The following is a 21,490-nucleotide window of genomic DNA, read 5'->3' on the forward strand; positions in this document are numbered from 1 at the left end:
CCACCGGCGCCGGCGGACCCGGGGGTTTCGGCGCCACCCCGCCGGTCCCGCCAGCGGTGGCGACTCCCCCGGTCTCGTCGACGCCCCCGCCGCGTCCGGCGTGGGCGACCGGGGCACCCGCGGGTCCTCCAGCGACGCCGAGCGGTGCACCCGCGGTCCCCTCGACACAGCTGACGGTTCCCGCTGCGACGCCTGCGGCCGGCTCCGCAGACGGGTCGCCACCGACGCCTGCCGCATCGTCGACGCCGGCACCATCGACGTCGGCACCCGCGACACCCGCCGCAACCGGCCCGACCTTCCCGACCGCCTCGCGCGACTTCCGCTCGATCCGCGACCTCGAGCCGGCACCGGTCGTCGAGACGCCGATCTTCCGCCAGCTCAGCTCGAGCTGGCTCTCCGAGGACGGGGCCGACGACCTCCCCTGGGCATCGGACGAGATCGACGAGGGCTGGCGGGCGGCCGAGCGCGCCACGTCTGCCGAGACGGCCGGCACGTCGGCGAACGGCCTTCCGGTGCGGCGCCCGGGGTCCACGCTCGTCCCCGGTCAGGCCGGCGTCGGCGAGGGTGCGACGATCGCCCGCGACCCCGAGGCCATCCGACGCCACCTCAACCGCCACCGCGCCGGCGTGCAGCGGGGTCGCCGTGAGTCCACCACCACGGGTGAGCCGCGCTTCGGCGGCGCCACCCTGCTCGATGAGGAGAACCGCTGACCATGACCGACACCACCTCTGGTCGTCGCAACCTCGACTGGGTCGTCTCGCGCTTCGTCGACGACGTCGCCGGTGCCACGCACGCCATCCTCGTCTCGGCCGACGGACTGCTCGTCGCGGGCAGCGCGCGACTGCCGGCCGACCGCGCCGAGCAGATGGCCGCGGTCTCGTCCGGGCTCGCGAGCCTCGCGACGGGCGCCGCCCAGCTCTTCGACGGTGGCATGGTCCTCCAGACCGTCATCGAGATGGAGCAGGGCTACCTCCTCCTCATGAGCGTCGGCAACGGCTCGCACCTCGCCGTCCTCACCTCGGGCAACGCCGACATCGGCCAGGTCGGCTACGAGATGGCACTCCTCGTCCAGCGTGTCGGCCCGATGATCGAGGCCGAGGCCCGGGGCATCCGCACCCACTGAAGGCACCGAGGATCCCGCCGATGACCCCGCACCACGACGACGACGAGCACGTTCACACCGCTCGCATCGTCCGCCCCTACGCCCTCACGGCGGGGCGCACGCGTGCCTCCATCGACCTCCCGGTGGAGGCGATCATCGAGCAGCAGCCACGGGCCACCGAGCGCGAGTGGTCCGAGCACGACCAGGTCGGCCAGATCGTCTCCGCGTGCGCCGGGCGCACCTCCGTCGCGGAGATCTCGGCGGCCGTCCACCTTCCCCTCGGCGTCGTCCGGGTGCTCCTCGGAGACCTCGTCGAGCAGGGCTACCTCAAGGTCGCAGCGACGACCCTCACCGACACCTCGAGCACCGACGTCCGTCAGGACCTCATCGAAAGGACCCTCCGTGGACTTCGGGCCATCTAGCCCTCCGCCCGGCGCGGCGTCGACCAAGATCGTCGTCGCCGGCGGTTTCGGCGTCGGCAAGACCACCCTCGTCGGTGCCGTCTCCGAGATCGTGCCGCTGCGCACCGAGGCGCTCGTCACCAACGAGTCCAGCGGCGTCGACGACCTCGCCGCGACCCCCATGAAGTCGACGACGACGGTCGCGATGGACTTCGGCCGCATCACCCTCGGTGACGACCTCGTCCTCTACCTCTTCGGCACCCCGGGCCAGCGCCGGTTCTGGTTCATGTGGGACGACCTCGTGCGCGGTGCGATCGGCGCCGTCGTCATCGTCGACACCGAGCGCCTGGACGAGGCCTTCGCGGCGATCGACTACTTCGAGGCCAAGGGCCTGCCCTTCATCGTCGCCGTCAACGAGTTCGACGGGGCTCGCCGGTTCCCGGTCGAGGAGGTCCGGGAGGCCCTCGCACTGCCGGCCGACACACCCGTCATGACGATCGACGCACGCGACCGCGGTTCCGCGAAGGCGGCCCTCATCCGGGTGACCGAGTACGCACTCGAGCGCATCACCGGGATGCGCACGTCCGTCCCGCAGTACTGAGCCGACCCGGCGAGGGGCCCACGCGCTCGCGCGCCGGGCGAACCGCCGACCGACAGGTCAGCGACGAGCGATCGAGAACACCGCGCGGTCGTCGGCCTCGCCCGAACGCGCCTGTGAGACAACGGCATCCACGACGGATCCGCGTCGATACATGGCTTCGGACGCGGCGCCGAGCATGCGGTCGGTGCCCTCGGTGAGGTCGTGGCGACGGGACTCGATGATCCCGTCGGAGTAGAGCATGAGCGCATCACCCATCGCCAGGGTCCCGCTGCTCCGCGGGAAGCTCACACCCTGCATGATGCCGAGCACCGGGCCGCGCCCGGACTCGAGCACCTGCCACGTGCCGGTGCCGTTGGAGTAGCGGACGGGCGCCGGGTGGCCGGCGTTGCCGATGGTGTAGTCGCCCGTGTCGAGGTTGATGTCGAGGTGGACCGCCGTCGCGAACCCCTCCTCCCAGCCCTGACGCACGAGGTAGCTGTTGGCGGCGTTGAGGAAGGCGCTCGGGGCGAGTGAGCCGAGCAGGGCGCCCAGCGCGCCCGAGAGGAGCAGGGAGCGGGTGCCCGCCTCTCGGCCCTTGCCGCTCACGTCGACGAGGGCCACCTCGAGGTGGCGTCCGCCGTGGGTGGCCTCGACGACCATGAAGTCGCCGGAGAAACCCTCGCCGTGGGCCGAGAGGACGGCCGACTCGGCGGTCCAGCCCAGCGGGAGAGCGGGGATGCGGGCCGCGCGGGCCAAGCGGTCGCGCAGCTCGACGAGGAGGTCCTCGCCGTGGAACCCGACCGACCCGACGCGCACCCGCGACGCCGAGACGACGAGCATCATGAGCATGAGCAGCGAGTAGGCGGTGAGCATGACGGCCTTGGTCGAAGCCGACAGCGAGAGCCTGGGGACGACGAGGCTGAGCCCGATCGCGACGAAGACGAAGAGCGCAACGAGGTGCCGGTTGGGCAGGTAGAGGCCGGCCACGAGGATGAGCGGCGCGATCGTCACCGGCGGGAACCGGCCCGGGTAGACGAACATGAGGCTCACGAGCGCCGCCGCGACGGCGAACAGGAGAGCGAAGACCACCCAGTCCCGCCGGGGACCCGTGAGGACGTAGGAGTAGAAGCGCCGTGCGACCGTGATCGGTCTCCTGCGCGCGAGGACGGTGACGTCCGTAGCCACCAGTCATTCTCCTGTCGTGGGTCCTGCTTGCCTCACACTAACCGAGCGGCATCCCGCGGCATACCCCCTTTGGGGTAAGAGGTCGGGGGATGCCGCACGTGAGGCGCGTCACGTCACGGCAGGTCGGGCAGCGTGCCGTCCTTCTCGTACGCGGTGACCATGTCGATCCGACGCTGGTGGCGCTCCTCGCCCGAGAAACGCGTCTCGAGGAAGGTCCGCACCATCGAGCGGGCCTCGAGGGCGGTGTTCATCCGGCCACCGATCGAGATGACGCGCGCGTCGTTGTGCTCCCGCGCGAGCTGGGCCAGCTCGTCGTTGTAGCAGAGCGCGGCACGCACGCCGGCCACCTTGTTGGCCGCCATCTGCTCGCCGTTGCCGGACCCGCCCAGGACGATGCCGAGCGACTCGGGGTCCTCGGAGACGGCCTTGGCTGCGCGCAGGACGAAAACCGGGTAGTCGTCGACCGGGTCGAGCTCGAACGGGCCGTGGTCGACCACGTCGTGGCCCTCGGCCTCGAGGAAGGTGATGAGGTCCTTCTGGAGGTCGTATGCCGCGTGGTCGCCGCCGATGTGAACGCGCATGTCGTCGGGTGCTCCTGTGTCGAACGTCGTCGGTCGAGGTGGGTGGTCAGTCGAACTGTGGGCCGGCGGTGCGGCTGCGCTTGATCTCGAAGAAGCCGGGGGTGGCCGCGACGGCCACGCAGCCGTCCCACAGACGACCCGCGTCCTCGCCCTTGGGAGCCGGCGTGACGACCGGCCCGAAGAAGGCGGTGCCCTCGACGGCGACGACCGGCGTGCCCACGTCGTCGCCGACGAGGTCGAGCGCCTTCTGGGTCGAGGCGCGCATCTGCTCGTCGTACTCGTCGGTGTGCGCGAAGCGGGCGAGGTCCGCCGGCAGTCCGACCTCCTCGAGCCCGGCCTTGATGGCCTCGTCGTAGTCCTCGGTGCCCCCGGGGTGGATCGCCGTGCCGATGGCGTCGTAGAGCGGCTTGACGACGTCCTGGCCGTGCAGCTCGCGCGCGGCCGTGACGACGCGCGCCGGGCCCCAGCCGCGGTCCATGAGCGCGCGGTACTCCTCGGGGAGGTCGCGCCCCTCGTTGAGGACGGCGAGGCTGAACGGGTGCCAGGTGACGTCGACGGGGCGGATCTGCTCGACCTCGCCCATCCAGCGCGACGTCATCCATGCCCACGGGCACAGGGGGTCGAACCAGAAGTCGGCGGTGTTGCGCTGCGCGTCGCTCATGGCCTCATCGTGCCACCCACCCGGGCCACCGGTGACGCCGAGGTCGCGTGCGAGGATGACGGGACCGAGAACACCCTCCCTCACGCCCCCTGCAGATCCAGGAGAGTCCCCCGTGCCCGGCAAGAACCTCACCCGCGTCGAGGCCGAGGAGCGCGCAGCGCTCGTGTCGGTCGAGGCGTATGCCGTCGAGCTCGACCTCACGACGTCCGAGACGACCTTCGCGACGACGAGCACCATCACGTTCTCCGCCACCGAGGGGGCCTCGACCTTCGTCGACTTCCTCGGCGCGTCCGTCGAGAAGGTGACGCTCAACGGTGAGGTGGTCGAGACGGCATACGACGGGAACCGGGTGGCGATCGAGGGGCTCGCGGCGAGCAACGAGCTGCGCATCGAGGCGACCGGCCGCTACATGAACACCGGCGAGGGCCTGCACCGCTTCGTCGACCCGGTCGACGGCGAGGTCTACCTCTACAGCCAGTTCGAGGTGCCCGACAGCCGCCGCATGTACCCCGTCTTCGAGCAGCCCGACCTCAAGGCGCGGTTCTCGTTCACGGTGACGGCGCCGAGCCACTGGCAGGTGCTCTCCAACTCCCCCACGCCCGAGCCGCAGGCCACCGACCGCGACGGCGTGGCGACGTGGGTCTTCGCCCCGACCCAGCCGATCTCGAGCTACATCACCGCGCTCGTCGCCGGCCCCTACGACGTCGTGCGCGACACCCTGACGAGCCGCAAGGGCGAGATCCCCCTCGGCATCTTCTGCCGGAAGTCGCTCACGCAGTTCCTCGACGCGGACAACCTCTTCGACCTCACCAAGAAGGGCTTCGCGTTCTTCGAGGAGGAGTTCGACCAGCCCTACCCGTTCGAGAAGTACGACCAGATCTTCACGCCCGAGTACAACATGGGCGCCATGGAGAACGCCGGCTGCGTGACGTTCAACGAGATGTACGTCTTCCGCTCCAAGGTCACCGACGCGATCGTCGAGCGCCGCGCCCTCACCGTGCTCCACGAGCTCGCGCACATGTGGTTCGGCAACCTCGTGACGATGAAGTGGTGGAACGACCTCTGGCTCAACGAGTCCTTCGCCGAGTGGGCCTCGACGACCTGCCAGGCCGAGGCGACCCAGTGGACCGAGGCGTGGACGACCTTCGGCACGCACGAGAAGGACTGGGCCTACCGCCAGGACCAGCTCAGCTCGACCCACCCCATCGTCGCCCCGATCCGCGACCTCCAGGACGTCGAGGTCAACTTCGACGGCATCACCTACGCCAAGGGCGCCTCCGTCCTCAAGCAGCTCGTCGCCTACGTCGGCCGTGAGCCGTTCCGCGACGGCCTGCGCGCCTACTTCGCCAAGCACCAGTGGGGCAACACGACGCTCGACGACCTCCTCGACGAGCTCGAAGCGACGTCCGGTCGCGACCTGCGCACGTGGAGCAAGGCGTGGCTCGAGACCGCTGGTGTCAACACGCTGCGCCCGGTCATCGAGGTCGATGACCGCGGCCGCATCTCGAGCGCCGTCATCGAGCAGACCTTCGCTCCCGGCTTCGAGACGGTCCGCCCGCACCGCCTCGCGATCGGCCTGTATGCCGTCGAGCTGGGTGACACGTCCCCTCGCCTCGTGCGCACCCACCGTCTCGAGGTGGACCTCACCGCTGAGCGCACCGAGGTCCGCGAGCTCGTCGGCCGTTCGCAGCCCGACCTCGTCCTCCTCAACGACGACGACCTCACCTACGCCAAGCTGCGCCTCGACGAGCGCTCCCTCTCCACCGCGATCGAGTACGTCCGCGGCTTCGAGAGCTCGCTGCCGAAGTCGCTCGTCCTCGCCTCCGCGTGGGACATGACGCGCGACGCCGAGATGAGCGCCCGCACCTTCGCCGAGCTCGTCCTCGAGGTGCTGCCCGGCGAGTCGGACTCGACGCTGCTGCGCACCCTCTTCGCTCAGCTCGCCACCGCGGTCAACCTCTACACCGCACCGGAGTACCGCGACGAGACGCGTCGCGCGACCCTGGCGCGCCTCTGGGAGATCGCCCGCTCCGCCGAGCCGGGCAGCGACGCGCAGCTCCAGCTCGTCACGGCGGCGGCCGGCATGACGACGACGGGTGACGACACGGCATACCTGCGGGGTCTGCTCGAGGGCACCGAGGTGCTCGAGGGCCTCGCCCTCGACACCGACATGCGCTGGACCCTCCTCACCGGTCTCGCGGGGGCGAACGCCCTGCGCGACGGCGAGGTCGAGGCCGAGCTGGACCGCGATCCCACGGCCACCGGCCAGGAGCGCGCCGCCCGCGCCCGGGCGTCGGTGCCGACGGTCGAGGCCAAGGAGGCCGCGTGGAAGGCCGCCGTCACCGAGGACGGGCTGTCGAACTCGATCGTCGACGCCTACGGCCTCGGCTTCGGGCGCCTCGGCGACGTGCGGGCACTCGAGCCGTTCGTCGCGCGCTACCACGAGGTGCTCGGCACCGTGCAGGACAAGGGCTCGATGGCCCTCATCGAGTCGATCGTCGCCGGGTTCTACCCGCGTGGCCTCGCGACCGCGGAGCTGCGCGACGCCACCCAGTCGTGGCTCGACGCGAACGAGGACGCGCCGGACGCGCTGCGCCGCCTCGTCGCCGAGAACCGCGACCCGATCACCCGCGCCCTCACCGCCCAGGAGCGTGACGCACAGGGATGACCGATCTCGACCTCAGGACGACCTTGCTGACCGCTGAGCGGGTGCAGGACTGGCTGCTCACCGACGGCCTGCGGATCCTGCTGACGATCGTCCTCGCGCTCGTCGTCCGCTGGCTGCTGCACCGGCTCATCGCCCGCGTCGTGCGGACGATGACCGACCGCACGAGCACGCGCCACGACGACACCGACGCGTCGCGCGCGGGGCGGATCTGGGCCCAGGCCACCGGCCAGGCCCGGGCGCGCCACCAACAGCGCATGGCGACGCTCGGGTCGCTGCTGCGCAGCGTCGTGACCTTCGTCGTCGGCCTCATCGCCACGCTCACGGTCATGGACCTCGTCGGCATCCCGCTCGGCCCGTTGCTCGCCTCGGCGGGTGTCGGCGGTGTCGCGCTCGGCTTCGGCGCCCAGAGCCTCGTCAAGGACTTCCTGTCCGGGATCTTCATGATCCTCGAGGACCAGTACGGCGTCGGCGACGTCGTCGACACCGGCGAGGCCATCGGCACGGTCGAGGAGGTCTCCCTGCGCGTCACCCGGCTGCGCGACGCCGACGGCGTCACCTGGTACGTCCGCAACGGCGAGGTCCTGCGCATCGGCAACCTCAGCCAGCACCGTGCGACGGCGATCGTCGACGTGCCCATCGCCTACGACGAGGACGTCGCGCGGGTCACCGAGGTGCTGCGCGAGGCGGGCGAGCGAATGCTCGCCGACCCGTCGTGGGAGGGCAGGCTCCTCGACGCGCCGACCGTCGCCGGCGTCGAGTCGATCACTGGCCCGACGATGACGATCCGCGTCCTCGCCGAGACCTCGCCGGGCGCCAAGGTCGAGGTGCAGCGCGAGCTGCGGCAGCGGCTCAAGTCGGCGCTCGACGGCGCCGGGGTCAAGGCGCCGCCGGTCGGGCCGTTCGGCTACGGCGGGTTCGGCGGCGCGACGGGAGGCACGAAGTGAGCTTCTACGACGAGGTCGGGGGCGCGGCGACGTTCGAGAAGCTCGTCCACGAGTTCTATATCGGGGTGGCGGCCGACGACGCGCTGCGGGCGCTCTACCCCGAGGAGGACCTCGGCCCGGCCGAGCGCCGCCTCCGCATGTTCCTCGAGCAGTACTTCGGCGGACCCAACGCCTACAGCCAGGAGAGGGGCCACCCGCGGCTGCGCATGCGGCACGCGCCCTTCCCCGTGACGCTCGACATGCGCGACCGGTGGATGCGCCACATGCTCGCGGCGATGGACACCCTCGACCTCGACGAGGCCCACGCCGAGGCCATGCGCGACTACTTCATGCGCGCCGCGCACATGCTCGTCAACACCGACGAGACCGCCGGCCCCGCTCCCGAGGGCCGCACGACGCTCTGAGTCGCGGTAGGACTGGGGTGTGAGCACCCCGGACCTCGTCGACCACGCCCACGCGCTGCTGGATCAGAACCGCTACGTCACGCTCGGCTCGGTCGGGGAGGACGGGCGGCCGTGGACCTCGCCGGTCTACTTCGCCGCCGTGGGGCTGGCCGACCTCTGGTGGGTGTCGAGCGAGTCGTCGCGCCACTCGGTCAACCTCGCGGCACGACCCGACGTCAGCCTCGTCGTCTTCGACTCGACCGTCCCGGCCTACCACGGGCGTGCCCTGTTTGCCGTGGGGCGGGCTTCCGTGGTCGCCGGGGCCGAGCTGGCGCGGGGGCTCGCGGCCTACCCCGGGCCGGAGTCACGAGGCGGCAGCGCGATCACGGTCGAGGACGTGACGGGCGACTCCCCGTGGCGGCTCTGGCACGTCCGGGCCGACGAGGTGTGGGTGCTCTGCCCGCGCGAGCCGCGACAGCCCTGCCCCCTGCACGGACGCACCGACGACCACCGCGAGCGGGTCCACCCCCTCCCCTGACGCTTGCGTCCGCCACTGTGGTTGCTCTGCCGTCACCTCGCCGGACGTTGTCGTATGCCGTCGGGCCCGGATCCGTTGCGTCCGCAGCTGTGGTGGCCCTGCCGTCACCTTGCCGGACGCAAGCGGGTCGAAATGGCGAGGGCCTCGAGTTGGTGGGGCGGACGGCATACGCAACGATGGGTTGTGTGACCCAGACGACACCTGACGCCACGTCCACCGAGCTCCTGCACGCCGCCGACCCCGCCGATGCGCCCTGGTGGCGCGACGCGGTGATCTACCAGATCTACCCGCGATCGTGGGCGGACTCCGACGGCGACGGCATCGGTGACCTGCCCGGCATCACGGCGCGGCTGCCCTACCTGCGCGACCTCGGCGTCGACGCGATCTGGCTGTCGCCGTTCTACGTCTCGCCGATGAACGACGCGGGCTACGACGTCGCCGACTACCGCGACATCGACCCCGTCTTCGGCTCGCTCTCCGACGCCGACCTCCTCATCTCGACCGCGCACGGCCTCGGGCTCAAGGTCCTCGTCGACCTCGTCCCCAACCACTCGTCGAGCGAGCACGAGTGGTTCAAGGCGGCGCTGGCCGCCGGTCCGGGCAGCCCGGAGCGGGCGCGCTACATCTTCCGCGAGGGCAAGGGCCCAGGTGGCGAGGAGCCGCCGAACAACTGGCCGTCCGTCTTCGGCGGCGAGGGGTGGACGCGGGTCACCGAGGCCGACGGGACGCCCGGCGAGTGGTACCTCCATATCTTCGACACGACCCAGCCCGACTACGACTGGAACAACCCCGAGGTCGGTGACGAGTTCGCCTCGATCCTCGAGTTCTGGTGCGACCGCGGCGTCGACGGCTTCAGGGTCGATGTCGCCCACGGCCTCGTCAAGGAGGACGGCCTGCCCGACTGGCACGGCCCGATCCAGTTGCTCGACGCGAGCGACATGAGCGCCGAGGCCGCCCTGCCGCCCTCGCACGAGGAGTCCGCGCGGATCCACGAGACCGGCGCGGGGCCGCGCCCGCCGATGTGGGACCAGGACGGAGTGCACGACATCTACCGCCGCTGGCGCGCGGTCCTCGACGCGCAGCCCGCACCCGACCGCATCCTGTGTGCCGAGGCGTGGGTCAAGCCCGAGAGCCGGCTCGCGAAGTACGTGCGCAGCGACGAGATGCACCAGGCGTTCAACTTCGACTTCCTCGACACGCACTGGGCCGCCGGTCCGCTGCGCGAGTCGATCACGACGTCGTTCCGCGAGAACGACAACGTCGGCGCGCCGACGACGTGGGTGCTCTCGAACCACGACGTCGTCCGGCACGCCTCCCGCCTCGGGCTGGACCAGTCGCTCCCCCGCCCCAACGGCATCTCCGCCGACCGGGCACAGCCCGACGCCGAGCTCGGGCTGCGGCGCGCCCGGGCCGCGACGATGCTCATGCTCGGGCTGCCCGGCAGCTCCTACGTATACCAGGGCGAGGAGCTCGGGCTCCCGGAGTCGACCGACATGCCGCACGAGTTCCGTCAGGACCCGACCTTCCACCGCACCGAGGGCAAGGAGATCGGCCGCGACGGCTGCCGCGTGCCGATCCCGTGGGTGCGCGACGCGCCGAGCCTGGGTTTCGGTCCTTCGGACGCGACCTGGCTGCCGCAGCCGGACTCCTACGGCGCGTATGCCGTGGACCAGCAGGCGGGCGTCGAGGGCTCGACCCTCGAGCTCTACCGGTCGTTGCTGGCGACCCGTCGTGCCGACCGGATGGGCCTGGGGTCGGCGTCGTGGCACCCACTGTCGGGTGGTGACGTGGTGGCGGTCGTCAACGCGTCGGGTGACGGGGCTCGCCAGACCTTGGTGCTCGTCAACCTCGGTGCCGACGCCGTGGCGCTGCCCGAGGGCGCGACGGTGACGCACGCATCGGGCCCCCTTGCCGAGGACGGGATGGTGCCCACCGACGTCGCCGTGTGGGCGAGGCTCTGAGCCATGGCACGTGCGGGCGACTTCGCCTACTTCGAGCACGACGGTCCGATCGCGATGGCGCACCGGGGCGGGGCGGCATACGAGCCGAACGTCGGTCTCGAGAACACCGTCCGGGCGTTCCGTGAGGCCGTCTCGATGGGCTACCGCTACGTGGAGACGGACGTCCACGCCACGGCGGATGGGCGGTTGGTGGCCTTCCACGACACCCACCTCGACCGCGTGACGGATCTCGAGGGCGCGATCGTCGAGCTGCCGTATGCCGCGGTGCGCGAGGCTCGGATCAACGGTACCGACGCGGTGCCGCTGCTCACCGAGCTGCTCGAGGAGTTCCCGACGACGCGGCTCAACATCGACATCAAGGCCGACACGGCGCTCGCGCCGACCGTCGAGACCATCCGGGCGCACGACGCAGTGTCGCGGGTGTGCATCGGCTCGTTCAGCGAGCGTCGTGTGCGTGCGGCCCGTCGGGCGCTTGGTCCCGGTCTGGCGACCGCGGCCGGACAGGTGGGGACCGGGCTGCTGCGCTACGCCCCCGGGCTGCTGTCGCGGTGGCTGCACACGTCGGCGCCGGTGCTCCAGATCCCGGTCGCGCACCGGACCCGTGGACGCGAGCTGACTCTCGTGACACCGGGTCTCGTGCGGGCGGCCCACCGTCTCGGCAAGCAGGTGCACGTGTGGTTCCACCCGTGGAGCGACGAGGACGCCACCGAGATGCACCGGCTGTTCGACATGGGCGTCGACGGGATCGTCACGGACCACATCGACGTGCTGAGGGACGTGCTCGCCGAGCGCGGACACCCGCTGGTCCCGGCTGCCTGAGGGCTCGTGCGGCTCACGTAGCGTGGTGGCGTGAGCGCATCGGGAGAGGACGTGGCTGCGGGGTCGGTGGACGCGGTCACCGAGCCGGCCCGGGGTCCGGGGGTCTTCGGCCGCGAGTACCTCACCCTGACGCTCGCCGTCGTCGCGCTCATCACAGTGATCGCGTTCGAGGCCATGGCGGTGTCGACCGCGATGCCGGAGGTGGCCCGGGAGCTCGACGCCGTGAGGTCCTACGGCCTCGCCTTCTCGGTCATGCTCACGACACAGCTCCTCGGCATCGTCCTGGCGGGAGTCTGGTGCGACCGGTCGGGCGCCCTTCCGTCCCTGCTCACCGGCCAGGCCCTCTTCGCGCTGGGGTGCGGCATCTGCGGAGCGGCGGCGGACTTCCCGGTCTTCCTCGCCGGCCGAGCGGTGGCCGGGCTCGGTGCCGGACTGACCTTCGTCGCCGGCTTCGTCGTCATCGGCCGGATGTATCCCGAGTCCCTGCGACCCAAGGTCTTCAGCGTCCTCAGCGCGGCGTGGGTGCTCCCTTCGCTGCTCGGCCCCGTGCTCGCGGGATGGATCACGACGACGTGGTCGTGGCGCTGGGTCTTCTGGGTCGTCGTGGCACCCGTCGCCGGCGCGCTCGCCGTGCTCGTCGTGCGTAGGGGTGAGATCCGCGCGGCCGACGAGGGGGTCGAGGCGTCGAGCCGCGACCACAGCGAGCACGTCCGGGCGGCATGGCTGGGGCTGTCGATCGCGGTGGCTGCCGGCGCGATGCAGTGGGGGATGCACGACCTCGAGCTGTCGTGGTCGGTGCGCACCGTCGTCGGGCTGCTGGGACTCGTGGGCATCGCCGTGTGTGCTCCCCTGCTCCTGCCGGGCACGTTCGTGATGCGGCGCGGCCTGCCGTCGGTGATGTCCGGCAGGTTCCTCCTGCCGTGCGCGTTCTTCGGGACCGTGACCTACGTCCCGCTCATGCTCACCGGGGAGCGGGGACTGAGCCTGGCGCAGGCGGGGTCGCTGCTCGCCATCGGTTCGATCGGGTGGTCGATCGGCTCCTGGGTCCAGGGCCGCGACCGGTTCGTCGGTCGGCGCGACCGGTTGGTCGTGCTCGGTGGGGCGACGCTGGCCATCGGGCTGGCGGGTGTGGTGCTCGTGACGTGGGCGGGCTGGTGGCCGTGGTTCGTGGCTCTGCCGCTGGCCGTCGCGGGGTTGGGCATGGGGCTCGGCACGGCAAGCCTGTCTGTGCTCGCGTTGTCGCTCACCGCGCCGGCCGACCACGGGTCGGCGTCGTCGTCCCTGCAGCTGTCGGACGTGCTCGGCTCGGTCATCGGGATCGCCGCGACGGGTGCGGTCTTCGCCGCGCTGCACACGCGGGCCGGCGAGGACGTGCCGGCGTTCGTCGCGATGTGGTGCGGCACGGCTCTCGTGGCGACGCTCGTCGTCGTCGCAGGTCGGCGCATCCGCACCTGACCCGACTGCGAATGGGCTCGGGAGCCTGTTGCCTCGTCGCAAGCCCCGTCAACGAGGCTCGCGAGGGGCAACCCGGCTCGCGAGCCCGGACTCGGAGATGGCGCGGGATAAGCCGCGGCCCGTGTGTGCGAAGGGTCAGCGGCGGGTGAGCGCGTGACCGGCCGGAGTCGTGAGCCGGGTCCAGCGGCCGTTCGTCGAGAGCGTCGACTCGCCGCCCAGCGTGAGGAAGCCCAAGGCGTAGGCAGCGAACGCGAGCGCCGCAGGATACGCCGGGCTGTCCGCCCCTTCGTCCCCGCCCACGCGGTCGCCGTTCGTCCTCGCCAGGTCGCCAGCGACGCCAGCCACGTCAGCGACTGGGTCAGCGGTCGACGAGGCAAGCGGTACCACTCGCCCCCAGACCCGTTCGCGCAGTGCCGCCACCGCGGCCGAGCCCGCACCGTCCGGTGTGCCGTCGGCGACCTCGGCGATCCCCTCGGACGCCACACGCTGCAGCGCCTCCGAGCCGACCGACCCGACGACCTGCCACCCCGACCGGGGCGGCGACACTGCGGCCCACGCGACCGACACCGTCATCGGCGGCACGGGAAGCACGGCCCTCTCCCCCGGCCGCGCCACGCGGTCGCTCACCGCAGCCAGCGGCACGACGACGTCGAGCTCGGCCGGCACATCGAGCGCCGACGTCCGCAGCCCGAGCGTCGTCCCCGTGCCCATCAACCCCGACCCGGGCAGCACGCACACCCACGACGCGAGCACCGGCCCGACTGCCTGGAGCCGCACGGCACCGTCGGCGTCGAGCGCACGGGCGCGGGCGGCATACCGGCCGAGGTCCTGGAGGGACTCCGCGTCGGCGAGGACGAGCTCCGAGACCACAGAACCGCTCACCGGCGCGACCACCGGAAGGCGACCGGCCCGCCGACGTGCTCGTCGAGCACCGCCCGTTCCTCCGGGCTGAGCCGGCGAGGCCGCGACGTCGTGAAGTCGTAGACGACGAGCCCGGTCTCGGCGACGGCATACACGCGTTCGCCGAGCGACTCCGGGTCGCGCACGACGTAGCCGAGGTCGAAGCCGGCGCCGTGCACCCGGGTGACCCACATGTCGACCTCGATGGGGGCGTGCCGGTGCGTGAGCGGCGCGACGTACTCGATCTCGTGGCGCGACACGATGACGCCGGTGTCGAGAAGCGAGCGCTCCTCCCCGAACCACTCGCGGAAGCCGATGACGCGCGCGTCCTCGAGGAGCCGGAGGTACTGCACGTTGTTGACGTGGCCGTAGGCGTCCATGTCGGACCAGCGCAGCGGCACCTCGGTGCGATAGGGACGAGCGGTGGGTGCGGGGTCGGCCACGGACATGCGCCCAGTCTCCCAGCCCTGCGGAGTCAGCGGCGACCGCGGTCCTAGGGTGGACGGATGCCGCTCTCCCCCGCGACGAACGCCCGCCTCGACCACGTCCTCGCCACCGGCCAGCGCGACCACCGGCTGCCCGCGGTCGCCGCCGGTCTGGTCCGCGGCGGCGAGCTCGTGTGGTCCGGCGCCGTCGGCACGGTCGACGGTCGCGCGGGCGGCGCAGCGGTCGACGCGGACACGCAGTTCCGGATGGGCTCGATCACCAAGACCTTCGTCGCCGTCGCGGTGATGCGGCTGCGCGACGAGGGCCGGCTCGACCTCTCCGACCGGTTCGTCGCCCACGTGCCCGGCAGCGCACTCGACGACGTGAGCATCGAGCAGCTCCTCAGCCACGCGGCCGGCGTCCAGGCCGAGACCGCCGGCCCTTGGTGGGAGCGCACGCCCGGCGGCGGCTGGGACGACCTCGTCGGGTCGGGCGTCGGCACCCGCTTCCGCTCGGGCCGCCGGTTCCACTACTCCAACACGGGGTATGCCGCCCTGGGTCGCCTCGTCGAGGTGCTCCGCGAGCGCCCGTGGTTCGACGTCGTGCGCGACGAGCTGCTCGAGCCGCTCGGCATGACGCGCACCACCCCGCGGCCGAGCGGCGCTGCGGCACAGGGCCTTGCGGTGCACCCCTTCGCCGACGTGCTGCTGCCCGAGCCCGAGCACGACGCCGGTGCGATGGCCCCTGCCGGCCAGCTCTGGACGACCGTGGGCGACCTCTCCAGGTGGGCGGCGTTCCTCGGTGGCGAGACGCGCGACGTCCTGTCGGCCGACACGCTCGCCGAGATGGTCGAGCCGCACCACGTCGTCGACGAGCCGGGCCAGCCGTGGACCGGCTCGCACGGCCTCGGCTGGCAGGTGTGGAACGTCGACGGTGCTCGCTTCGCCGGTCACGGTGGCTCGATGCCCGGCTTCCTCGCGAGCCTGCGGGTGCACCTCGACGAGAGCGGTGGCAACGGCGACGGGGCGCCCGGTGCCGCGGGCGACGGTGTCGTCCTCTTCACCAACACCACCGCGAGCAAGGTGCTCAAGGAGCTGCCGCGCGAGCTGCTCCGCACGATGCGCGAGCTCGAGCCGGCGCCCGTGACGCCGTGGGTGGCGGGCGGCTCGCCGGACGTGCTCGAACTGGCCGGGACGTGGCACTGGGGACCCGCCGTGGAGACCGCGCGGTTCGTCGGTGAGCACCTCGTCCTCGGTGAGCCCGGTGCGGGACGTGGGTCCCGCTTCCGGCGCGTCTCGGGCGACGAGTGGGTCGGGCTCGACGGCTACTACACCGGCGAGCCGCTGCGTGTGCTCCGCCGCGAGGACGGCTCGGTGTCGCACCTCGACCTCGCGACCTTCCGCTTCACCCGGACCCCCTACGACCCGAGCGCCGACGTGCCCGGTGGCGTCGACGAGCGCGGGTGGGCCTGAGCCCTGTCGGGCGCCGCGCCTACGGTGGGGTCACCATGACGAACGAGACGTATGCCGGCAGCGCGCCGCCCGTGGGCGACGCACCCACCGACGTGATCGAGGAGGCCCGCTCGGCCCTCCGACGGCTCGTCGGCCGTGACGACGTCGACTTCCGCGACGGGCAGCTCGAGGCCGTCACGGCGCTCGTGTCCGAGCGGCGGCGGGTGCTCGTCGTCCAGCGCACCGGGTGGGGCAAGTCCGCGGTCTACTTCGTCGCGACGGCGCTGCGCCGCGCGCAGGGAGCGGGCCCGACGGTCATCATCTCGCCACTGCTCGCCCTCATGCGCGACCAGATCGCGGCGGCCGAGCGGGCCGGCATACGCGCGGTGACGATGAACTCCGCCAACGCGCAGGACTGGGACGAGGTGCGCGGCGCCCTGGCGGCCGACGCCGTCGACGTCCTCCTCGTCAGCCCGGAGCGCCTCAACAACCCCCGGTTCCGCGACGAGCAGCTCCCCGACCTCGCCCGACGGTGTGGCCTGCTCGTCGTCGACGAGGCGCACTGCGTCTCCGACTGGGGCCACGACTTCCGACCCGACTACCGCCGCATCCGCGACCTGCTCACCGACCTGCCCGACGACATCCCGGTCCTCGCGACGACGGCGACGGCCAACCAGCGCGTCGTCACCGACGTGGTCGAGCAGCTGGGCGTCGGCGGGAGGGACGTGCTCACGGTGCGTGGCGGGCTCGCACGCGACTCGCTGCGGCTGGGAGTGCTGCGCTCGATGTCACCCGAGCAACGCCTCGGCTGGCTGCTCTCCCACCTCGACGAGCTGCCCGGCAGCGGCATCGTCTATGCGCTCACCGTCGCGGCGGCCGAGGAGGTCGCGTCGGCGCTCTCCGAAGCGGGCCACCGGGTCGCGTCCTACACCGGCCGCACCGACCCCGCCGACCGCGAGCGCCTCGAGGCACAGCTGCGCGACAATGAGGTCAAGGCGCTCGTCGCCACGTCCGCACTCGGCATGGGCTTCGACAAGCCCGACCTCGGCTTCGTCGTCCACCTCGGGGCGCCGTCGTCGCCGGTCGCCTACTACCAGCAGGTCGGACGTGCGGGTCGCGCCACCGACCGCGCGGACGTGCTGCTGCTCCCCGGGCCCGAGGACAAGGACATCTGGCTCTATTTCGCCTCGGTCTCGATGCCGCGCCAGGAGCAGGCCGACGCCGTGCTGCGTGCCCTCGCCGAGGCCGGACGGCCGCTGTCGACCGCGGCGATCGAGACGATCGTCGACGTGCGGCGCACCCGCCTCGAGCTCCTCCTCAAGGTGCTCGACGTCGACGGCGCCGTCTCGCGCGTGCAGGGCGGCTGGGCCTCGACCGGGCAGCCGTGGACCTACGACGCCGAGCGCTATGCCCGCGTCGCACAGTCCCGCACCGACGAGCAGCGGCTCATGCTCGACTACGAGCGCACGAACGAGTGCCGCATGGCCTTCCTCCAGCGCACCCTCGACGACGACAGCGCGCAGCCATGTGGGCGGTGCGACACGTGCGCCGGTCCCTGGTACGCCACCGACGTGCCCGACACCGTCGTCGGCGCCGCCCGCGAGCGCCTGGCCCGCGTCGGCGTCGACCTCGACCCGCGCGCCCAGTGGCCCACCGGCATGGACCGGCTCGGTGTGCCGGTCAAGGGCAAGATCCCGGCCGACGAGGCCCTGTCGCCGGGGCGCGCCCTCGCCCGGCTCAGTGACCTCGGCTGGGGGCAACGGCTGCGCGAGGTGCTGCGGGCCGATGCGCCGGCCTCACCGGAGCTCCTCCGCGCCTGCGTCGGCGTGCTCGCCGGCTGGGGCTGGAGCGCGCGACCGGCGGGCATCGTCGCCGTGCCGTCGCGGTCCCACCCACAGCTCGTGCAGTCGCTCGCGCACGGTCTTGCCGAGATCGGCCGCCTGCCGCTCCTCGGCACCCTCGACCTCGAGCACGGTGGGCCCACGGGCGAGCCGGGCGGCAACAGCGCCTTCCGGCTCGCCGGCGTGTGGGAGCGCCTCGTCGTCGGGCCCGACCTCCGGAACGCCCTCGCGGGCGTGCGTGGGCCGGTGCTCCTCGTCGACGACCTCGTCAGCTCACGCTGGACGCTCACCGTCGCAGGCCGCGAGCTCCGCCGGGCGGGGGTCGACGGGGTCCTGCCCTTCGCCCTCGCCGTCGACGGCTGACCCGGCATCCCCACCCGCGTCGCCGAGCCGCGCCGGCGGGTGGACGCGCACCGTGACGAGCGGCAGGAACGCCTGGACGGCCGGGCCGATGAGCAGCGCATAGAGCACCGTGCCGACGCCGACGACGCCACCGAGCAGCCATCCCACGGCGAGGACGCTCACCTCGAGGGCCGTGCGGATGAGCCGGATCGACAGCCCGGTGCGTCGCGCCAGCCCGGTCATGAGCCCGTCGCGCGGGCCGGGGCCGTACTGGCTGCCGATGTAGAGCGCTCCCCCGAGGCCGTTGACGGCGATGCCTCCCAAGAGGAACGCCCACCGCACCCAGAGCGCCTCCGGAGTCTCGAGCACCGCGAGCATGACGTCGGTGGCGATGCCGATGACGAAGACGTTCATCACCGTGCCGAGCCCCGGCCACTGCCGCAGCGGGATCCAGAGGAGCAGCACGAGGAAGCCGACGACGACCACGACGGTGCCGAAGCTCCAGCCGACCTTCTCCTGCACGCCGTAGTGGAAGACGTCCCACGGGTCGAGCCCGAGCTCGGCCCGGATGAACATCGCCATCGCCGTGCCATAGAGCCAGAGCCCGACGAGGAGCTGGGTCACGCGGCGCACGGTGTGACCGGCACGCAGCTGCTCCATCGGGGTCATCGGGACGAGGTCGACGCGGCGGGCGGCACCCGCGCGAAGGGTCTGGATCGGGCTCATGCGCCGCATCCTCCCCCACAAGTGGACTGACGATCCATGGCCACTTGTGCGACAGTGGCCTCATGTCCGCGCCCGCCCTCTCCGCCGTCCGAGCCGCCGACCTCATCGGGCCCGCGCGTGGTGAGGGGCCGGCATACCAGGTCGTCGCGGACGCCCTGCGGCTCCTCATCGCCGACGGCCGCATCGCTGTCGGGACGCGCCTGCCGAGCGAGCGCGACCTCACTGCCGCCCTCGGGTTGAGCCGGACGACCGTGAGCAGTGCGTATGCCGTGCTCCGCGAGCGTGGCTACCTCACCTCGCGGCGCGGCTCGGGCAGCGTCGCGAGCCTGCCGGCGGGCGTGGTGCGACGCGACACGGGCCTGCACCTCTCGCCGCACGTGCCCGAGGGCGCGATCGACCTCACCTGTGCGGCCCAGCGTGCGCCCGCCGGCATGACCCAGGCGGCGGAGGCGGCGATCGCGTCGTCGCCGGACTACCTCAGCGGCAGCGGCTACCACGTCGAAGGCGTGCCCGAGCTGCGCCGGGCCATCGCCGAGCACTACACCGAACGGGGGCTGCCGACGACGGCCGACGAGGTGCTCGTGACGACCGGCGCCGTCGTCGGCACCGCGATCGCCGCGCGGGCGCTGCTCTCCCCGGGCGACACCGTCGTCATGGAGACGCCGACCTATCCCAACATCTTCCCCACGCTGCGCCAGCTGCGCGCCCGCATCGCAGCGGTGCCCGTCGAGCCCGACGGGTGGGACGTCCCCACGATGACGTCGACGATCCGGGCGGCGGGCGCGAAGGCGGCCTTCCTCCTGCCCGACTTCCACAACCCGACCGGCAACCTCATGTCCGACGAGCAGCGCGTCGAGGTCGCAAAGGCGTTGCGGCACAGCAGAACCACGGCGATCGTCGACGAGACGGTGGTCGAGATCGCGCTCGACCACGAGGGCCCGATGCCGCTGCCCTTCGGCGCCCACCACCGCGACACCGTCTCGGTCGGCAGCGCGTCGAAGTCGCACTGGGGCGGCCTGCGGATCGGCTGGCTCCGTGCACCGGAGCACCTGCACGAACGGCTCCACGCCGCGCGGGTCCCGCTTGACATCGGTGCCCCCGTCATCGACCAGCTCGTCCTGCTGCACCTCATGCGTGCCTCGCCCGGCATCACGCAGGAGCGTCGCTCCCTCCTCGTCGAGTCACGCGACGCGCTCATCGCGGCCCTGCGAGCCCGCTGCCCGGAGCTGAGGTTCGTCGTCCCGCGCGGTGGGCTGTCGCTCTGGGTCGAGCTGCCCGAGCCGGTCGCGCTCGAGGTCACCCTCGCCGCCGAGGACGAGGGGCTGCTCTTCGCCGACGGTCCGCGGTTCGCAGCCGCCGGCGGTCTCGACCGCTGGATCCGCCTGCCCTACGTGCTCGGACCCGACGAGCTCACCGAGGCGGTGGAGCGACTCGCGCGAGCCCTCACCACGGTCGCCGACGGCTCGTCGGCGCGGCGCCGCGGCACCCGCCGGCCTCCACGCGGTCCCCTCGTCGCCTGAGCCAGGGCATCGCCTCAGCCGCCGCGTCGTTAGGGTGACGCCTGTGAACGATCCTGCAGCCGACACCCCTCCCGCGCTGGCCGAGCTGCTCGCCGTCCTCGACCTCGAGGAGGTCGGCCGGGCCGACATGAGCGTCACGGCGTCCCTCGACGACGGGGCGAGCAGCACGACGTCGCCGTTGGCCTTCGCCGAGGAGATGACGCTCTTCCGCGGCCAGAGCCAGAAGATGCCGCACGGCCGTGTCTTCGGCGGACAGGTCCTCGCGCAGGGGGTCGTCGCGTGCGGGCGCACCGTCACCCCCGGTGAGGGTGAGGCTCCGCGCCCGATCCACTCGCTGCACGCCTACTTCATGCGTCCCGGCGACGACACCCAGCCGATCACCTTCGCGGTGGAGCGGATGCGCGACGGCCGGTCGTTCTCGACCCGGCGCGCCCACGCGATCCAGAACGGCAAGCCGATCCTCTCGATGAGCTGCTCGTTCCAGGAGCCGGCCGACGGGCTCGACCACCAGGACGAGATGCCCGACGTCCCCGGACCCGAGGGCCTGCAGTCGCTCAGCGACGTCTTCGGGGGCATCGACCACCCCGGAGCGAAGCACGTCGCGGACCGCGCCATCGAGCAGCGTCACGTCGAGGGCCAGCTCTTCCTCGCGCCCGCCGACGAGCGGGTCGCGCAGCAGAGCGTGTGGACCCGCGCCGTGGGACGCCTGCCCGACGACCCGCTGCTCCACTCGGCAGTCCTCGCCTATGCCTCCGACTACGCCCTGCTCGAGCCGGTCCTGCGCAAGCACGGCCGCCAGTGGGTCGGTGGTGGGCTCAACGTCGCCAGCCTCGACCACGCGATGTGGTTCCACCGGCCGGCGCGGGCCGACGACTGGCTCCTCTATGCCCAGCAGTCCCCCTCGGCCCAGGGCGGGCGCGGCCTGTCGATCGGCCGGATGTTCACCGCGGACGGAACCCTCGTCGCGTCGACCGCGCAGGAGGGCATGCTCCGCGTCCGCGACTGA

Annotated in this window: 21 protein-coding genes; 15 read left to right on the forward strand and 6 right to left on the reverse strand. The window is 72.3% G+C overall.

Annotation, left to right across the window (positions count from 1 at the left end):
* The 4 genes from N798_RS18335 to N798_RS06355 all read left to right on the forward strand — a co-directional run.
* Positions 1 to 710, forward strand: a 710-nt coding sequence (locus N798_RS18335) for a hypothetical protein (RefSeq protein ID WP_035947192.1), incomplete at its 5' end; no start/stop codon positions are given.
* Positions 711 to 712: 2 nt separating this feature from the next.
* On the forward strand, positions 713 to 1,123 hold the full coding sequence (locus N798_RS06345; RefSeq protein ID WP_035947194.1) for a roadblock/LC7 domain-containing protein: 411 nt from the start codon (positions 713 to 715) through the stop codon (positions 1,121 to 1,123).
* Positions 1,124 to 1,143: 20 nt separating this feature from the next.
* Positions 1,144 to 1,524 carry a DUF742 domain-containing protein gene (locus N798_RS06350; protein ID WP_052116983.1) on the forward strand — a complete coding sequence of 127 codons (381 nt, stop codon included), beginning with the start codon at positions 1,144 to 1,146 and terminating at the stop codon, positions 1,522 to 1,524.
* The gene (locus N798_RS06355; protein ID WP_035947195.1) at positions 1,505 to 2,104 is read left to right on the forward strand and encodes a GTP-binding protein; all 600 of its coding nucleotides are present in this window, start codon (positions 1,505 to 1,507) and stop codon (positions 2,102 to 2,104) included. The genes N798_RS06350 and N798_RS06355 overlap by 20 nt, the downstream gene beginning before the upstream one ends.
* Before the next feature lie 57 nt (positions 2,105 to 2,161).
* Here the strand turns inward: N798_RS06355 and N798_RS06360 are convergent, their stop codons facing one another.
* The 3 genes from N798_RS06360 to N798_RS06370 form a co-directional block, all read right to left on the reverse strand.
* On the reverse strand, positions 2,162 to 3,268 hold the full coding sequence (locus tag N798_RS06360; RefSeq protein ID WP_052116984.1) for a PP2C family protein-serine/threonine phosphatase: 1,107 nt from the start codon (positions 3,266 to 3,268) through the stop codon (positions 2,162 to 2,164).
* Between the two features lie 113 nt (positions 3,269 to 3,381).
* On the reverse strand, positions 3,382 to 3,849 hold the full coding sequence (locus N798_RS06365; protein WP_035947196.1) for a ribose-5-phosphate isomerase: 468 nt from the start codon (positions 3,847 to 3,849) through the stop codon (positions 3,382 to 3,384).
* A gap of 46 nt (positions 3,850 to 3,895) precedes the next feature.
* Positions 3,896 to 4,510, reverse strand: a complete 615-nt coding sequence (locus tag N798_RS06370; protein WP_035947280.1) for a mycothiol-dependent nitroreductase Rv2466c family protein — start codon at positions 4,508 to 4,510, stop codon at positions 3,896 to 3,898.
* A 112-nt stretch (positions 4,511 to 4,622) separates the two neighbouring features.
* Here N798_RS06370 and pepN point away from each other — a divergent pair, with 112 nt between their 5' ends.
* The 7 genes from pepN to N798_RS06405 all read left to right on the forward strand — a co-directional run bounded on the left by pepN (position 4,623) and on the right by N798_RS06405 (position 13,278).
* On the forward strand, positions 4,623 to 7,178 hold the full coding sequence (gene pepN, locus N798_RS06375; protein WP_035947197.1) for an aminopeptidase N: 2,556 nt from the start codon (positions 4,623 to 4,625) through the stop codon (positions 7,176 to 7,178).
* Positions 7,175 to 8,122 carry a mechanosensitive ion channel family protein gene (locus N798_RS06380; protein ID WP_035947198.1) on the forward strand — a complete coding sequence of 316 codons (948 nt, stop codon included), beginning with the start codon at positions 7,175 to 7,177 and terminating at the stop codon, positions 8,120 to 8,122. The genes pepN and N798_RS06380 overlap by 4 nt, the downstream gene beginning before the upstream one ends.
* On the forward strand, positions 8,119 to 8,526 hold the full coding sequence (locus N798_RS06385; RefSeq protein ID WP_035947200.1) for a globin: 408 nt from the start codon (positions 8,119 to 8,121) through the stop codon (positions 8,524 to 8,526). Before N798_RS06380 ends, N798_RS06385 begins: the two co-directional genes overlap by 4 nt.
* Positions 8,527 to 8,545: 19 nt before the next feature.
* Positions 8,546 to 9,043 (forward strand): pyridoxamine 5'-phosphate oxidase family protein, encoded by a 498-nt coding sequence (locus N798_RS06390; protein ID WP_035947201.1) that lies wholly within the window; start codon positions 8,546 to 8,548, stop codon positions 9,041 to 9,043.
* 176 nt (positions 9,044 to 9,219) lie between these two features.
* On the forward strand, positions 9,220 to 11,004 hold the full coding sequence (locus N798_RS06395) for a glycoside hydrolase family 13 protein (protein WP_035947203.1): 1,785 nt from the start codon (positions 9,220 to 9,222) through the stop codon (positions 11,002 to 11,004).
* Positions 11,005 to 11,007: 3 nt separating this feature from the next.
* Positions 11,008 to 11,823, forward strand: coding sequence for a glycerophosphodiester phosphodiesterase family protein (locus tag N798_RS06400; protein ID WP_035947204.1), 816 nt, complete (start codon positions 11,008 to 11,010; stop codon positions 11,821 to 11,823).
* A gap of 30 nt (positions 11,824 to 11,853) precedes the next feature.
* A complete protein-coding gene (locus N798_RS06405) occupies positions 11,854 to 13,278 on the forward strand; it encodes an MFS transporter (protein WP_156971642.1) in 1,425 nt (474 codons plus the stop codon).
* A 135-nt stretch (positions 13,279 to 13,413) separates the two neighbouring features.
* On the opposite strand, the gene N798_RS06410 is transcribed toward N798_RS06405, so the two are convergent.
* Entirely contained in the window at positions 13,414 to 14,160 is a 747-nt protein-coding gene (locus N798_RS06410) for a hypothetical protein (protein ID WP_035947281.1), read from the reverse strand.
* Complete coding sequence (locus tag N798_RS06415; RefSeq protein WP_035947207.1) at positions 14,157 to 14,627, reverse strand: acyl-CoA thioesterase; 471 nt, start codon at positions 14,625 to 14,627, stop codon at positions 14,157 to 14,159. The genes N798_RS06410 and N798_RS06415 overlap by 4 nt, the downstream gene beginning before the upstream one ends.
* Before the next feature lie 57 nt (positions 14,628 to 14,684).
* Here N798_RS06415 and N798_RS06420 point away from each other — a divergent pair, with 57 nt between their 5' ends.
* On the forward strand, positions 14,685 to 16,076 hold the full coding sequence (locus N798_RS06420) for a serine hydrolase domain-containing protein (RefSeq protein ID WP_035947208.1): 1,392 nt from the start codon (positions 14,685 to 14,687) through the stop codon (positions 16,074 to 16,076).
* A 35-nt stretch (positions 16,077 to 16,111) separates the two neighbouring features.
* A complete protein-coding gene (locus N798_RS06425) occupies positions 16,112 to 18,259 on the forward strand; it encodes a RecQ family ATP-dependent DNA helicase (protein WP_052117000.1) in 2,148 nt (715 codons plus the stop codon).
* On the opposite strand, the gene yczE is transcribed toward N798_RS06425, so the two are convergent.
* On the reverse strand, positions 18,170 to 18,964 hold the full coding sequence (yczE, locus tag N798_RS06430) for a membrane protein YczE (RefSeq protein WP_229708310.1): 795 nt from the start codon (positions 18,962 to 18,964) through the stop codon (positions 18,170 to 18,172). The genes N798_RS06425 and yczE overlap by 90 nt on opposite strands.
* 62 nt (positions 18,965 to 19,026) lie before the next feature.
* Between yczE and yczR the strand changes: the two genes are divergently transcribed.
* Both yczR and N798_RS06440 read left to right on the forward strand, forming a co-directional pair.
* Positions 19,027 to 20,484, forward strand: a complete 1,458-nt coding sequence (gene yczR, locus N798_RS06435) for a MocR-like transcription factor YczR (protein ID WP_035947209.1) — start codon at positions 19,027 to 19,029, stop codon at positions 20,482 to 20,484.
* A 43-nt stretch (positions 20,485 to 20,527) separates the two neighbouring features.
* On the forward strand, positions 20,528 to 21,490 hold the full coding sequence (locus N798_RS06440; RefSeq protein ID WP_035947210.1) for an acyl-CoA thioesterase: 963 nt from the start codon (positions 20,528 to 20,530) through the stop codon (positions 21,488 to 21,490).

The sequence above is a fragment of the Knoellia flava TL1 genome, assembly GCF_000768675.1.
Taxonomy (GTDB): Bacteria; Actinomycetota; Actinomycetes; order Actinomycetales; family Dermatophilaceae; genus Knoellia; species Knoellia flava.